Annotated in this window: 12 protein-coding genes; 8 read left to right on the top strand and 4 right to left on the bottom strand. The window is 62.5% G+C overall.

Annotation, left to right across the window (positions count from 1 at the left end; all coding sequences use genetic code 11):
* Window positions 1-131 precede the first annotated feature (131 nt).
* The 3 genes from leuS to EN955_RS04525 all read left to right on the top strand — a co-directional run bounded on the left by leuS (window position 132) and on the right by EN955_RS04525 (window position 6,303).
* Complete coding sequence (gene leuS / locus EN955_RS04515; RefSeq protein WP_024504220.1) at window positions 132-2,756, top strand: leucine--tRNA ligase; 2,625 nt, start codon at window positions 132-134, stop codon at window positions 2,754-2,756.
* The gene (lptE, locus tag EN955_RS04520; RefSeq protein WP_013529029.1) at window positions 2,743-3,321 is read left to right on the top strand and encodes an LPS assembly lipoprotein LptE; all 579 of its coding nucleotides are present in this window, start codon (window positions 2,743-2,745) and stop codon (window positions 3,319-3,321) included. The genes leuS and lptE overlap by 14 nt, the downstream gene beginning before the upstream one ends.
* 300 nt (window positions 3,322-3,621) lie before the next feature.
* A complete protein-coding gene (locus tag EN955_RS04525) occupies window positions 3,622-6,303 on the top strand; it encodes a DNA translocase FtsK (protein ID WP_024504221.1) in 2,682 nt (893 codons plus the stop codon).
* A 103-nt stretch (window positions 6,304-6,406) separates the two neighbouring features.
* Here the strand turns inward: EN955_RS04525 and EN955_RS04530 are convergent, their stop codons facing one another.
* Together EN955_RS04530 and fsa are read right to left on the bottom strand one after the other, a co-directional pair.
* Window positions 6,407-6,790 carry a hypothetical protein gene (locus EN955_RS04530; RefSeq protein WP_127218570.1) on the bottom strand — a complete coding sequence of 128 codons (384 nt, stop codon included), beginning with the start codon at window positions 6,788-6,790 and terminating at the stop codon, window positions 6,407-6,409.
* 345 nt (window positions 6,791-7,135) lie between these two features.
* Window positions 7,136-7,792: a fructose-6-phosphate aldolase gene (gene fsa / locus EN955_RS04535; RefSeq protein ID WP_024504222.1), complete on the bottom strand. Its 657-nt coding sequence runs from the start codon at window positions 7,790-7,792 to the stop codon at window positions 7,136-7,138.
* 90 nt (window positions 7,793-7,882) lie between these two features.
* On the opposite strand from fsa, the gene EN955_RS04540 reads away from it, so the two are divergent.
* Complete coding sequence (locus tag EN955_RS04540; RefSeq protein WP_024504223.1) at window positions 7,883-10,066, top strand: primosomal protein N'; 2,184 nt, start codon at window positions 7,883-7,885, stop codon at window positions 10,064-10,066.
* Between the two features lie 12 nt (window positions 10,067-10,078).
* Here EN955_RS04540 and EN955_RS04545 read toward each other — a convergent pair whose 3' ends face one another.
* A complete protein-coding gene (locus tag EN955_RS04545) occupies window positions 10,079-10,534 on the bottom strand; it encodes a type II toxin-antitoxin system VapC family toxin (RefSeq protein WP_024504224.1) in 456 nt (151 codons plus the stop codon).
* The gene (locus EN955_RS04550; protein ID WP_024504225.1) at window positions 10,531-10,773 is read right to left on the bottom strand and encodes a type II toxin-antitoxin system Phd/YefM family antitoxin; all 243 of its coding nucleotides are present in this window, start codon (window positions 10,771-10,773) and stop codon (window positions 10,531-10,533) included. The genes EN955_RS04545 and EN955_RS04550 overlap by 4 nt, the downstream gene beginning before the upstream one ends.
* Before the next feature lie 66 nt (window positions 10,774-10,839).
* Between EN955_RS04550 and EN955_RS04555 the strand changes: the two genes are divergently transcribed.
* From EN955_RS04555 to atpA, 4 genes are all read left to right on the top strand, one after another.
* Window positions 10,840-11,535, top strand: a complete 696-nt coding sequence (locus EN955_RS04555; RefSeq protein WP_024504226.1) for an aspartate/glutamate racemase family protein — start codon at window positions 10,840-10,842, stop codon at window positions 11,533-11,535.
* Window positions 11,536-11,630: 95 nt separating this feature from the next.
* Entirely contained in the window at window positions 11,631-12,026 is a 396-nt protein-coding gene (locus tag EN955_RS04560; RefSeq protein WP_024504227.1) for a DUF4345 family protein, read from the top strand.
* A 246-nt stretch (window positions 12,027-12,272) separates the two neighbouring features.
* Complete coding sequence (locus EN955_RS04565; RefSeq protein ID WP_013529035.1) at window positions 12,273-12,833, top strand: F0F1 ATP synthase subunit delta; 561 nt, start codon at window positions 12,273-12,275, stop codon at window positions 12,831-12,833.
* Complete coding sequence (gene atpA / locus EN955_RS04570; RefSeq protein WP_013529036.1) at window positions 12,833-14,362, top strand: F0F1 ATP synthase subunit alpha; 1,530 nt, start codon at window positions 12,833-12,835, stop codon at window positions 14,360-14,362. The genes EN955_RS04565 and atpA overlap by 1 nt, the downstream gene beginning before the upstream one ends.
* Window positions 14,363-14,384 lie beyond the last annotated feature (22 nt).

Here is a 14,384-nt window from a genome sequence, read left to right on the forward strand (position 1 = left end):
GCGTTTTTGTCAGACGCGGTACCCATATGGTTGACGGGTTTGCCAAACCATGGTGAACACCCGGACCACATTCCCTGAACTGCCGAGCCATCGCCCGCAGTTCGCGCATGCTTTTAAGTGAAAAACGTCCCATGGCAACCGAACGATACAATCCGCGCGCGTCAGAGCCCAAATGGCAGAAGGCCTGGGACGCCAAGAAGCTGTTCGAAGCGCACAATGACGATCCGCGCCCGAAATACTACGTGCTGGAGATGTTCCCCTATCCGTCGGGGCGCATCCATATCGGTCATACCCGCAATTACACGATGGGCGACGTGGTGGCGCGCTACAAGCGGGCCAAGGGCTTCAACGTGCTGCACCCGATGGGCTGGGACGCCTTCGGCATGCCGGCCGAAAACGCGGCGATGCAGAATAAGGTCCACCCCAAGGAGTGGACCTACCAGAACATCGCCACCATGCGCGAGCAGCTCAAGGTCATGGGGCTGTCGCTGGACTGGGCGCGCGAATTCGCCACCTGCGACGTCGATTACTACCACCGCCAGCAGATGCTGTTCCTCGACTTTGTCGAGAAGGGGCTGGTGACGCGCAAATCCTCCAAGGTCAACTGGGATCCGGAGGACATGACGGTGCTTGCCAACGAGCAGGTCATCGACGGGCGCGGCTGGCGCTCGGGCGCGCTGGTCGAACAGCGCGAACTGACGCAGTGGTTCTTCAGGATCACCGACTTCGCCCAGGATCTGCTGGATTCGCTCGAAGGCCTCGACGAATGGCCGGAAAAAGTGAAGCTGATGCAGCAGAACTGGATCGGCCGCTCGGAAGGCCTGCTGATCCGTTGGCCTCTGGCCGACGCCTCCGATGGCGAGCATGAGCTGGAAGTCTATACGACAAGGCCCGACACCATCTTCGGCGCTTCCTTCATGGCTGTCGCCGCCGATCATCCGTTGGCCAAGAAGGCCGCTGCGCACAATCCGGCGCTGGCGAAGTTTATCGAGGATATCGGCCATATGGGCACCTCGGTCGCGGCGCTGGAGACAGCTGAGAAGAAGGGTTTTGACACCGGCCTCCGCGTCGTCCATCCGTTTGACGACAACTGGACGCTGCCTGTCTATGTCGCCAATTTCGTGCTGATGGAATACGGCACCGGCGCCATTTTCGGCTGCCCGTCCGGCGACCAGCGCGACCTCGACTTCGCCAACAAATACGGCCTGCCGGTGATTCCGGTGGTGATGCCGGAAGGCGAGAATCCGGCGACGTTCCAGATCATCGATGAAGCCTATGTCGATGACGGCGTGATGATCAATTCGCGCTTTCTCAACGGCATGAAGCCGGATCAGGCTTTCGACGAAGTCGCCAAACTGCTGGAGCAGAAGACGATCGGCAACCGGCCGATGGCCGAGCGCAAGGTGAATTTCCGCCTGCGCGACTGGGGCATTTCGCGCCAGCGCTACTGGGGCTGCCCTATCCCGATGGTCCATTGCGAGGCTTGCGGCGTGGTGCCGGTGCCGAAGGCGGACCTGCCGGTGAAGCTGCCCGACGATGTCGATTTCGACCGCCCGGGCAATCCGCTCGACCGTCATCCGACATGGCGGCATGTGAAATGTCCGCAATGCGGCAGGGATGCGCGGCGCGAAACCGACACGATGGACACGTTCGTCGATTCGTCGTGGTATTTTGCCCGCTTCACCGCGCCGTGGGCACATGAACCGACCGATCCCAAGGCGGCCAACGAATGGCTGCCGGTCGACCAGTATATTGGCGGGATCGAGCACGCGATCCTGCATCTGCTCTATTCGCGCTTCTTCACCCGCGCCATGCGCGAGGCCGGCCATGTCGATCTGGCCGAGCCGTTCAAGGGCCTGTTCACGCAAGGCATGGTGGTGCACGAAACCTATCGCGTTGGCTCGGCATCGAACGGCCGCTGGCTGGCGCCCACCGAAGTTCGGCTGGAGGACGTCGACGGCAAGCGCAGCGCCATCGAGATCGCCACCGGCGAGACCGTCTCCATCGGCCCGCTGGAAAAGATGTCGAAGTCGAAGAAGAACACGGTGAGCCCGGAAGACATCACCGATGGCTACGGCGCCGATACGGCGCGCTGGTTCATGCTGTCGGATTCGCCTCCCGAGCGCGATGTCGAGTGGACCGACGATGGCGCCGCCGGCGCGCATCGCTTCATCCAGCGCATCTGGCGCCTGGTGTCGACGGCGGCGGAAACACTGGCCGGCATCAAGCCCGTGGCGGCCAGCAGCGGCGAGGCCGCGGTGGTTTCCAAGGCCGCGCACAAGATCCTCAAGGCGGTCGGAGAGGATATCGAGAAGCTCGCTTTCAACCGCGCCATCGCCCGCATCTACGAACTGGCCAACGCGCTGACCACGCCGCTTAACGAGGTGGCCGAAGGCAAGGCCGATGCAGCGCTGAAAGGCGCCTGCCGGCAGGCGGTGGAGATTCTCGTGCATCTGATCGCGCCGGTCATGCCGCATCTGGCCGAGGAGTGCTGGGCAACGCTCGGCGGCACCGATCTCGTTGCCGAACGGCCGTGGCCGGTCTTCGATCCGGCGCTGGTCGTCGACAACGAAGTCACCTATCCGGTACAGGTCAACGGCAAGAAGCGGGGGGATTTGACAATTGCCCGCGACGCGGACCAAGGTGCGGTCGAAAAAGCGGTATTGGCTCTCGACTTCGTGCAGAAAGCACTCGAAGGGAAGGCTCCGCGCAAGGTGATCATCGTGCCGCAGAGGATCGTCAATGTCGTTGCCTGATCGGGAAAAGACAGAGTTGAGCCATTTGCTGCGCCGCATGGCGCTTGCCGGCCTGATAGGTTCGCTCGCGCTTGTCTCGGCCTGCACGGTGCGGCCGCTCTATTCGAGCGCGCCACTGTCGGGTTCGCAGGCCAGTGCCAGTGCCGAACTGGCGTTGATCGGCATCAAGCCGGTCAATACGCGTTACGGCCAACAGGTGCGCAACAATCTCATTTTCGGGTTTGGACGAGGCGCCGGCGAGCCGGCCTCGCCGGCCTATTCGCTCAATCTCGGCGTGACCGAAGCGGTCGAGTCCGCGGCACTTGTGCAGGTCGGAACCGACGAAGACGAGCCGACCGCCGGTTCCGTGACGCTGACCGGCAGCTATACGCTGGCCGATGCGAAGACCGGCGTGGTGATCGCATCCGGCAAGCGTTCGATCACCTCGTCCTTCGACAGGCCGCGTCAGGAATTCGCCGCATACCGGGCGCAGATCGACGCCGAGAATCGCGCTGCGCGAGAGTTGGCGGAAGCGCTGCAGCTGTCCATTGCCCAGGACCTTGTCCGGCACGGCAAGACCGGCTAGCGCACCTCATCTGCTTCACGAAAACGGTCTGGCGCCCCAGGCATGACGGGATGATCGTGGGATCATGACCAGATTCCTGAACAGAGCCAGATTCTGAACAGAGATTGGCCGAAGAGACCCATCGGCCTGCTACGGCACAGCGAGTAGATCGCGCCACCGGCGAGGCGACGATCGTGCCACGTCGCTCGCAGACTGCCACGAAGATTTTGGCGCTCAGGATCGTCGGCGACCCATCCGGGAAGCAACTGTTAACCACTCGCTCCCTATTGCTCGGCAGACATTTCACAGTGAGTCTTGAGAATGGAAGCCAAGCGTTTTTCCCGGGTCAATTTGTCGACGGCCGCACCGCCTGATGATCCCGAGGGGAAGCGCTTCGAGAGCATCGGCGACAGGGGTGATCAGCGAAGTTCTTCCGCCGCAGGCGCCCTTGATCGTATGGCTCGCAAGGAGCCGGACGGTCGGCAGCCCGCCACACGCCAGGCCGGCTATTCCGCGCCTATGGTCGATCTCGGCGGCAACAAGCGGCCCTATATGGAGCCGCGGAGTGGCTCGGACGACACGCCTTCGAAAATCGGCGATATCGAGAGCCCTGCCTGGCAGGAATATTTCTTCCTTGCACCCAACGTGCGTTTTACACGCACGCCGGATTATGAGGCCAGGAAGCATCATCCGCAGCACGAGCGTGTCGTCGAACACGGCGCGACGCGCCCGACACAGCAAGCCGTTGCGCAACCCATGGTCGGCAGGGCGTCCTCCGCGCCCTCGCTCCTGGCATTGCCGGCGTCGGTGAAAAGCCCTGCCTCCCAGCCGCAGACCGGGCACGCCACGCAAGGGCCACTGCCGCCGGCTGCTGCTTTTGTCCCGTCCGTGCGCGCCAGGGAGAGGGTGCCAGCCGTTGCGCCGGTGCCGCCGAGGACGGTCGCAACGGGACGGGCATCCGCGCGTGCGTCCGTTGCTCCGGGCGCCCCGATCAAAACCGAAAGGCTGCGCTGGCCATATCTTTCGGATCATGCCTTCTTCGAGGCTATGGCACCCTATCTGGTCGACGTTTCGCCGCCGGCCCGGCAAACCGGTTCAGCGTCGCCTGCGCCGCTCGCCGCAGCGCCAGTCACCACCATGCCGATCGACATCCGTCCGACGACAGGGACCGATGCCACCGCCTTGTTTCGTGTCATCGACTGCCTGCCGGGCCAGGCCTTGAAGCCGTTGCCGGATGTTTGGCCGGCCAATTCGAACCAGGCCGTCGCCCAACCTGACGTGCCGGCGAGCAATGCGCCGTCGCCGGTCCAGCCTGTCGCAATTCCAGCCGCCAAAAGCGTCGCCGTTTCCGCGCCAGCCGCGCCAAGTGCGAACGTCCCTGCCAAGGCCGTTGGCGCCCGCTCTGCACGCTTGCCTGGGGCTGGAAAGGTCGTGCTGTCAACCGCGGGCGATCCCTATGAGCTTCCCTCGGAAGAGCTGTTGCAGCAGCCACCGGAGGGACAAGGCTTCTACATGTCGCAGGAGCGGCTCGAGCAGAACGCGGATCTCCTGGAAAGCGTGCTCGAAGACTTCGGCGTGCGTGGCGAGATCATTCATGTTCGTCCCGGCCCGGTCGTCACGCTCTATGAATTCGAGCCGGCGCCGGGCGTCAAATCTTCTCGCGTCATCGGGCTTGCCGACGATATCGCCCGCTCCATGTCGGCGATTTCGGCGCGCGTCGCCGTCGTGCCCGGCCGCAACGTCATCGGCATCGAGCTTCCGAACGAGATGCGCGAAACCGTCTATTTCCGGGAACTGATCGAATCCGAGGGCTTCCGCAAGACGAGCTGCAAGCTGGCGCTGTGTCTCGGTAAGACGATCGGCGGCGAGCCTGTCATCGCCGAACTGGCGAAGATGCCGCATTTGCTCGTTGCCGGAACCACCGGCTCCGGCAAGTCGGTTGCCATCAACACCATGATCCTGTCGTTGCTCTACCGGCTGAAGCCGGAAGAATGCCGGCTGATCATGGTCGATCCCAAAATGCTCGAACTCTCTGTCTATGACGGCATCCCGCATCTTCTGACGCCCGTCGTCACGGATCCCAAGAAAGCCGTCACGGCGCTCAAATGGGCGGTGCGCGAAATGGAGGACCGGTATCGCAAGATGGCGCGGCTCGGTGTGCGCAACATCGACGGCTACAACGAGCGCGCCGCCCAAGCCCGCGACAAGGGCGAAACCGTCGTCATGACGGTGCAGACCGGCTTCGAAAAGGGCACCGGCGAACCGCTTTTCGAACAGCAGGAAGTAGACCTGGCGCCGATGCCCTACATCGTCGTCATCGTCGACGAGATGGCCGACCTGATGATGGTCGCCGGCAAGGAGATCGAAGGCGCCATCCAGCGTTTGGCGCAGATGGCGCGTGCTGCCGGCATCCACCTGATCATGGCAACGCAGCGTCCCTCGGTCGACGTCATCACGGGCACGATCAAGGCCAATTTCCCGACCCGGATTTCCTTCCAGGTGACGTCGAAGATCGACAGCCGCACCATCCTGGGCGAGCAGGGCGCCGAGCAGCTGCTCGGCCAGGGCGACATGCTGCACATGATGGGTGGCGGGCGCATTTCGCGCGTGCATGGGCCGTTTGTCTCCGACGCGGAGGTCGAGCACGTCGTGGCGCATCTCAAGGCGCAGGGCCGGCCTGAATATCTGGAAACCGTGACCGCCGACGAGGATGAGGAAGAAATCGACGAGGACCAGGGCGCGGTCTTCGACAAGGGATCGGTTGCAGCCGAAGACAGCGATGCGATCTACGACGAGGCGGTCAAGGTGGTGGTGCGCGACAAGAAGTGTTCGACCTCCTACATCCAGCGCCGCCTCGGCATCGGCTACAACCGCGCCGCATCCCTGGTCGAGCGTATGGAAAAGGAAGGATTGGTCGGCGCACCCAACCATGTCGGCAAACGCGAAATCATCATGGGCCGGCGCCAGCCGGCGACCGTGCCTGAGGATGACGGCGCGGACTGAGCGACCCCGGCCGTTATGGGATCATGCTTCAGGGGATGCTTCAGCTGCGGGTCAAGCTCGTGAATTCCATCACCTATCCCAGCCTAAACCTTAAGCATCTACACTAGCGGTTAGTGACGGCCTTTCCAATGCTGACGACCACATAGGATAACCAGCCAATGACATGCCCGAAGAAATAGATGCACAGTCCCAAATATGTAAGCAACGCAATCACAAATAGCTTCTCACCTAACGCAACATTCGTCACGAAGCCTTGAGGCAACAGGGCAAGAATCCAACCGAAGTGAAGACCCCAGCTACACCCCCATTGACCACACGTCCGGTTGGCACTCAGCACCGTTGCGCCAAGCCACACGACCGAAATCACTATGAAACTCACCCACGAATAACGTTTGTCCCGAATGAGGCCGTAGATTGAAAATGCCTTTGCGAAAGCGAGTCCTATTGATGCAAGAACAGAAAAGGCGATTGAGATTAGAAGGCTCATGTTCGACCCAGTAGCTAAAACATCGAAGCTACAGCCAGCACCTTTACAAAGGGTTCGACCAAGTCATCGTTTTTTAAGTTCGTCGAAGGGCATCTCTCTAGCGTGATATCCAGGGTATGCTTCAGCAGCGTGTCGATCTGGTGAACTCGATCAAATATCCTGTTTTGAACTTGTCGCTCTCGATTTCAGCTGGATGCAATGCTGCGATGCAGTAAAGCCAAAAGAGCTAGTGCAAGGCACGCAAAAACAAAGACATGGAAAGTCACCCCACCCGCAGCACATAAAAAAGACCGGTTGCCCGGTCTTTTTTCACTGCAAGCGCATTGGCTTCAGCCGATCGCCATCTCAGCCAATCGATTGGCCGGTCTTGGCCCAGTCGGCGAGGAAGGCGGCGAGGCCCTTGTCGGTCAGCGGATGGTTGACCAGGGCCTTCAGGGTCGCCGGCGGCGCGGTCACGACGTCGGCGCCGATCAGTGCCGCCTGCTTGACGTGGTTCACGGTGCGCACCGAGGCGACGAGGATCTCGGTCTGGAAATCGTAATTATCATAGATCTGCCGGATTTCCTGGATCAGCTCCATGCCGTCGATGCCGATGTCGTCGATGCGGCCGACGAAGGGCGAGATGAACGAGGCGCCGGCCTTGGCCGCAAGCAGCGCCTGGTTGGCCGAAAAGCACAGCGTGACATTGACCAGGCGGTTCATCTCGGTGCGGATCGTCTTGCAGGCCTTGAGGCCGTCCAGCGTCAGCGGCACCTTGATGCAGACATTGTCGGCGATCTTGGCCAGAACCTTGGCCTGCTGCATCATCTCGGAATATTCGGTGGCGGTGACTTCAGCCGAGACCGGACCCTTGACGATGTCGCAAATCTGTTTGGTGACCTCGGCGATCTTGCCGCCGGATTTGAGGATCAGCGACGGATTGGTGGTGACGCCGTCGAGCAGCCCCAGATCGTTCAGCTCACGGATATCCTTGACGTCGGCGGTGTCGACAAAAAATTTCATGGCGGGTCTCCTGAAGATTTTCATGTGCATGCCATGCACATTTGGGGTCGGCCTTTGATCTAGACCAAAGTCAGGGCAAGGTCACGCCTCATGATCGAAGATTCGCCCTTTGTAGCAGCCGCACCGGTGCTGGTGCCGATGCCCGCCGAACGCCCCTACACCTACGCCGTGCCGGCCGGCATGCGCGTGGTGCCGGGCTCGATCGTGCGTGTGCCGCTCGGGCCGCGCCAGGTCGCCGGCATCGTCTGGGACGGCGCGGTCGAGAAGGTCGACGCGAAAAAGCTGCGTCCTATCGAACAGGTCTTCGACTGCCCGCCGATCGACCGCGCGATGCGCCGTTTCGTCGACTGGGTGGCGCAGTACACGCTATCGCCGCCCGGCATGGTGGCGCGCATGCTGCTCAGGGCGCCGGAGGCTTTCGACCCCGAACCGTGGATCGAGGGGTTGCAGCGCACGCTTCTCGCACCTGACCGGATGACGGGCGCCAGGCAGCGCGTGCTGGAGACGGCCGAAGGCGGCCTTGCCTGGACGCGCTCCGGCCTCGCCCACGCCGCCGGCGTGTCGTCTACGGTGATCGACGGCCTGAGGGCGCAAGGCGTGTTCGAGACCGTGATGATCCCGCCGCGCCCGGTGGTGGCCGCGCCCGATCCCGGCTACGCTATTCCGGAACTGATGCCGGACCAGGGCGCCGCGGCGCAGATGCTGCGCGCCAATGTCGCAGCCGGCGTGTTCAACGTCGCGTTGCTCGACGGCGTCACCGGTTCGGGTAAGACCGAGGTCTATTTCGAGGCGGTGGCGGCTGCGCTCGACCAGGGGAGGCAGGTTCTGATCCTGCTGCCGGAAATCGCGCTGACGCATGCCTTTCTCGAGCGCTTCCAGCAGCGCTTCGGCGCCAAGCCGGGCGAATGGCATTCCGACCTGCCGCCGCGGATGCGCGAGCGGGTTTGGCGGCAAGTGGCGGAGGGCGGCGTGCGGGTCGTCGCCGGCGCGCGCTCGGCGCTGTTCCTGCCGTTCAAGGAGCTCGGCCTTATCGTCGTCGACGAGGAGCACGACCCTGCCTACAAGCAGGAGGACCGCGTCTTCTACAATGCGCGCGACATGGCGGTGGTGCGCGGCCATATCGGCAGCTTCCCCGTGGTGCTGGCGTCGGCGACGCCGTCGGTCGAAAGCCGGGTCAATGCCAGCCAAGGTAAATATAACAGGGCGGTGCTTTCCGCTCGCTTCGCCGAGGCAGCACTTCCGCATCTGAAGGCGGTCGACATGCGGCGTGCGCCGCCGGCGCGTGGCGGTTTCCTGTCGCCGGTTCTGCTCGACCAGATGCACCAGACGCTGGAGAGGCAGGAGCAATCGCTGCTGTTCCTCAACCGGCGCGGCTATGCGCCACTGACGCTGTGCCGGGTCTGCGGCCATCGCTTCGGCTGCCCGGTCTGCTCGGCCTGGCTGGTCGAGCATCGCTTTCGCGGCCAACTGGTCTGCCATCATTGCGGGCACAATGAGCGCCGCCCCGAAGCCTGCCCGGAATGCGGCACGCTCGATCATCTGGTCGCCTGCGGACCGGGCGTCGAGCGGATCGCCGAAGAGGTCGTTACGCATTTTCCCGACGCGCGCACCATCGTCTTGTCGTCCGACCTGATGGGCGGCGTGCGGCGGCTGCGGCTGGAGCTGGAAGCGATCGCCGATGGCGAAGCCGACATCGTCATCGGCACGCAGCTCGTCGCCAAGGGCCACAACTTTCCCAACATGACTTTGGTCGGCGTCGTCGATGCCGATCTCGGACTTGCCAATGGCGATCCGCGCGCCGCCGAGCGCACGTTCCAGCTGCTCAGCCAGGTCACCGGCCGCGCCGGCCGCACCGGCAAGAAGAGCCTTGGCCTGCTGCAGACTTTTCAGCCCGACCACCCGGTGATGCGGGCGATCGTCTCGGGCGACGCCGAGGCTTTTTACGAGCGCGAGATCGCCGAGCGCGAACGGGCCGCCCTGCCGCCGTTCGGCCGGCTGGCCGGTGTCATCGTCAGCGCGGTGACGCGGGCCGAAGCCGAAGGCCATGCACGCGGCCTGCGCCGCGCCGCGCCCGAGGCGACGGACCTGTTTGTGCTGGGGCCGGCCGAGGCGCCGCTGTCACTGCTCGGTGGGCGCCACCGCTTCCGGCTGCTGATCCAGGGCGAGCGGCGCGCCGACATGCAAGGGTTTATTCGTGCGATGCTGGCCAACGGGCCGAAGCAGCGCGGTTCGGTTCGGGTGCAGGTCGATATCGACCCGCAGAGTTTTTTGTGACTTTGGAGTGCATTAGTCTGGTGCTGGCGGGTCTTGAAGTATGTTCCAGCACCAGACGTCTAGCGCTTCGAAATGCCTGATGTTGGCTGTGATCACAGTAAGTTCGTTGATTGCCGCTGTAGCGGCGATCAGTATGTCCGCAAGACCCGGATTCTTCCCTTGGGCAGAGGCCGCTTCCTCCATCTGGCCTGCTCTTCGCGCCACATCGGCGTCGACCGCCAGGATTTGATCTGCGAATCCTTCAATGACATTGTTGAGCCAATCGGTGAGACTCTCCGCTCGTTTTGTAGCCCCCGCGCGATAGAGCTTGCATATCCCTTTCTCGATTTCAGTAATTGCTATGGCAGGGACGAACAGCGTCTGCTTTTCACCTTGGGTTGTGATCCAAGTGGAGACCTCTCTTGCTAGGGCGGGCCTTCCAGGTGCGAAGGCGGATAAAATAGACGTATCGATAAGATAGCGGCTCAAAGATCGATATCCCGCGACGGTGATGGATTCCTCTCGAGCTCGATCCCTCCGGGATATGTCAAAAGAAACTCTCCGAAGTTGCGGCGCTTGACGGGGTAAAGCTTCTGCATGTCCTCGACAGAAACGATCGCCGCAGCTGGCTTGCCGTGCTTCGTAATGATGGTTGGCTCACCGTTTTCCGCGGCTTCGACGAGCGCCGAGAACCCGGCTTTGGCTTCTCGAACCTGCATCGTTTTCATAGCGGCTCTCCTTGTGGTCTCATGTGGTCATAATATAGGAATTGCCCTGGGAAAGGAACAGCCATCATGAAAACCCTTGGCCTTCTCGGCGGCATGAGCTGGGAATCCACCGCCATCTACTATCGCCTGCTCAACGAGATCGTGCGCGATCGGCTGGGCGGCTTGCATTCTGCCAAACTCCTGCTGTGGTCCTTCGACTTCGCCGAGATCGCCGAGCGGCAGCATCACGGCGATTGGGACGGTGCCGGCGTGCTCCTCGTAGAAGCGGCGCGCAAGCTTGAGGCCGGCGGCGCGGAAGGTCTGCTTTTGTGCACCAACACCATGCACAAACTGGCCGATCAGGTGCAGGCGTCGGTGTCGATCCCTCTGATCCACATCGCCGATGCCACCGCAGTGGCGGTCAAGCGTGCCGGAATGCAGCGTCCGGCGCTGCTGGCGACGCGCTTCACCATGGAGCAGGATTTCTACAAAGGCCGGCTCGCTGACAGATTTGGCTTGGACCCCGTGGTGCCTGATGCGGCCGGGCGCGACATGGTGCACCGTGTCATCTACGAGGAACTGTGCCAGGGCATCGTCACCGAAACATCCAAGGCGGCCTATATCGCCGAGACAGAACGCCTGCGCCGCGAAGAGGCGGCCGACAGCGTCATCATGGGCTGCACCGAGATCACCATGCTCATCGGCCAGCAGGATTTCGACATCCCGGTCTTCGACACGACGCGCATCCATGCCGAGGCGGCTGTGGAATTCGCGCTCGGTTGATGCGCGCTGCCTAAAGTACCTGGACCCATCTGGCGCGGGGGCTTTCCTCCGTTAGAATGCCCGGAATTTCAAAACAGGCATTTCGAGGGGACAAGATGGATTTTGCGCTTCCATGGCCGACGAGCCAGGGCGAATGGCTGGCTTGGTCGAGCGCCGTCTTAACGGTGCTGCTCGGGCTTTTGTTCTTCCTGGCGCCGGGTCTCGCCTTCCGTGCCCTGCGCCTGCAGGTCAAGCCAGAGAAGGCTGCGGCGATCGCCGAGGGGCGCGGCAGGATGTCCGGCTTTTATCTCGGTGTCGGCCTGTGCTGTATCCTGCTGGCGCAGCCGCTGATCTACATGGCGCTTGGCTTCTCCTGGCTGTTCACTGCCTTCGGCCGGCTGCTGTCGATGATGTCTGATGGCGCCAACACGCCTTTCAATTGGGTTTCCATTGTGCTGGAATTGGTCCTGGCGGCGTTGCCGCTCGCCTTCGCCTTCGGCTTTCTGCCCTGAATCATTGGGTATTCCGCGATCGAAGACGGGCGACTTTCGCCGGATGCGACAATAGTGCCTGAAAACCATGCGGAACGACGCATTGCGGTCTTAAAATGCCTGTGCTAGACGGCAATCGACTTTCGGCCGGGGATAGCGGAAGCCGCGCCTCCGTGCTCGAAAAAATGCAGTAAGGTCAAAGATTTAGCCAGAGTTTTTGCTCGCGCCAACAATCTACGGCCTGTCAGACAAGAGAAAAGACGGTCCGTGGCTCAATCGTCATCGCCAATCTCAGGTGTCGCAGAACGCTATGCGGGTTCGCTGTTCGAACTCGCCCTGCAGGCAAATTCCGTGGCCAAGGTCGAAGCCGACCTCAACAGTTTCGAAATCATGCTCGCGGGCAGCGCTGATCTCACCCGGCTGATCAACAGCCCGGTGTTCTCCAGCGAGGACCAGGCGAAGGCCATCGCGGCGATCGCTGACAAGGCCGGGATCACCGGCCTTACCGGAAATTTCCTGCGCGTCGTCGCCCGCAACCGCCGGCTGTTCGCCATTCCCGGCATGATCAGGGCGTTCCGCCAGATATCAGCCGAACACCGTGGCGAGACCGCTGCTGAAGTGACGTCGGCTCACGCGCTGACGGCTGTCCAGCAGACCGAACTCAAGGCGGCGCTGAAGAGCGTTGCCGGCAAGGATGTGGCTATCTCCGTCACCGTCGATCCGTCGCTGCTCGGCGGGCTGGTGGTCAAGATGGGCTCGCGCCAGATCGATACGTCGCTCAAAACCAAACTCAATTCGCTCAAGCTTGCACTGAAAGAGGTCGGCTGATGGACATCCGCGCCGCGGAAATTTCCGCAATTCTGAAAGACCAGATCAAGAATTTCGGCAAGGAGGCCGAGGTCTCCGAAGTTGGACAGGTGCTGTCCGTCGGTGACGGTATCGCTCGTGTCTACGGCCTCGACAATGTTCAGGCCGGCGAGATGGTCGAATTCCCCGGCGGCATCCGCGGCATGGCGCTCAACCTCGAAGCCGACAATGTCGGCGTCGTCATCTTCGGCGCCGACCGCGACATCAAGGAAGGCGACATCGTCAAGCGCACCGGCGCCATCGTCGACGTTCCCGTCGGTCCAGGCCTGCTCGGTCGCGTCGTCGACGCGCTCGGCAATCCGATCGATGGCAAGGGTCCGATCAAGGCAGTCGAGCGCAAGCGCGTCGACGTCAAGGCGCCCGGCATCATTCCGCGCAAATCGGTGAACGAGCCGATGTCGACCGGCCTCAAGGCCATCGATGCGCTGATCCCAGTCGGTCGCGGCCAGCGCGAGCTGGTCATCGGCGATCGCCAGACCGGCAAGACCGCCATCATCCTCGACACGATGCTCAACCAGAAGTCGGTGCACGACAACGGCCCCGAGAAGGAAAAGCTCTACTGCGTCTACGTCGCCGTCGGCCAGAAGCGCTCGACCGTCGCGCAGTTCGTCAAGGTGCTGGAAGAGCGCGGCGCGCTCGAATACTCGATCATCATCGCCGCCACCGCTTCCGACCCGGCGCCGATGCAGTTCCTGGCGCCGTTCGCCGGCTGCACCATGGGTGAATATTTCCGCGACAACGGCATGCACGCGCTGATCAGCTATGACGATCTGTCGAAGCAGGCCGTCGCCTATCGCCAGATGTCGCTGCTGCTGCGCCGCCCGCCGGGCCGCGAAGCCTATCCGGGCGACGTGTTCTACCTGCACTCGCGCCTGCTCGAGCGCGCCGCCAAGCTCAACGACGATCTGGGCGGCGGGTCGCTGACCGCTCTGCCGATCATCGAGACGCAGGCCAACGACGTGTCGGCCTACATCCCGACCAACGTGATCTCGATCACCGACGGCCAGATCTTCCTCGAAACCAACCTGTTCTTCCAGGGCATCCGTCCTGCGGTGAACGTCGGTCTATCGGTGTCGCGCGTCGGCTCGGCCGCGCAGATCAAGGCGATGAAGCAGGTTGCCGGCTCGATTAAGGGCGAGCTCGCGCAGTACCGCGAAATGGCGGCCTTCGCGCAGTTCGGCTCGGATCTCGACGCTGCCACGCAGCGCCTGCTCAACCGCGGATCGCGCCTGACCGAACTCCTGAAGCAGCCGCAGTTCTCGCCGCTGAAGACGGAAGAGCAGGTCGCGGTGATCTTCGCCGGCGTCAACGGTTATCTCGACAAGCTGCCGGTCAACCAGGTCGGCAAGTTCGAGCATGGCCTGCTCAGCCACATGCGTGCGGCCGGCAAGGACGTTCTCGACGCCATCCGCAAGGAAAAGGCACTGTCGGACGATCTGCGCGCCAAGCTGAAGGCCGAGATCGACGCTTTCGCCAAGACCTTCGCCTGAGCGAAGCGACAAGACGGGATCA

This window comes from Mesorhizobium sp. M7A.F.Ca.CA.001.04.2.1, assembly GCF_003998485.1.
Lineage (GTDB): Bacteria > Pseudomonadota > Alphaproteobacteria > Rhizobiales > Rhizobiaceae > Mesorhizobium > Mesorhizobium ciceri.

Bases quoted from the DNA above. Each gene is read 5' to 3' on its own strand.
- leuS (WP_024504220.1), top strand. From the start codon at position 132: ATGGCAACCGAACGATACAATCCGCGCGCGTCAGAGCCCAAATGGCAG.
- lptE (WP_013529029.1), top strand. From the start codon at position 2,743: ATGTCGTTGCCTGATCGGGAAAAGACAGAGTTGAGCCATTTGCTGCGC.
- EN955_RS04525 (WP_024504221.1), top strand. From the start codon at position 3,622: ATGGAAGCCAAGCGTTTTTCCCGGGTCAATTTGTCGACGGCCGCACCG.
- EN955_RS04530 (WP_127218570.1), bottom strand. From the start codon at position 6,790: ATGAGCCTTCTAATCTCAATCGCCTTTTCTGTTCTTGCATCAATAGGA.
- fsa (WP_024504222.1), bottom strand. From the start codon at position 7,792: ATGAAATTTTTTGTCGACACCGCCGACGTCAAGGATATCCGTGAGCTG.
- EN955_RS04540 (WP_024504223.1), top strand. From the start codon at position 7,883: ATGATCGAAGATTCGCCCTTTGTAGCAGCCGCACCGGTGCTGGTGCCG.
- EN955_RS04550 (WP_024504225.1), bottom strand. From the start codon at position 10,773: ATGAAAACGATGCAGGTTCGAGAAGCCAAAGCCGGGTTCTCGGCGCTC.
- EN955_RS04555 (WP_024504226.1), top strand. From the start codon at position 10,840: ATGAAAACCCTTGGCCTTCTCGGCGGCATGAGCTGGGAATCCACCGCC.
- EN955_RS04560 (WP_024504227.1), top strand. From the start codon at position 11,631: ATGGATTTTGCGCTTCCATGGCCGACGAGCCAGGGCGAATGGCTGGCT.
- atpA (WP_013529036.1), top strand. From the start codon at position 12,833: ATGGACATCCGCGCCGCGGAAATTTCCGCAATTCTGAAAGACCAGATC.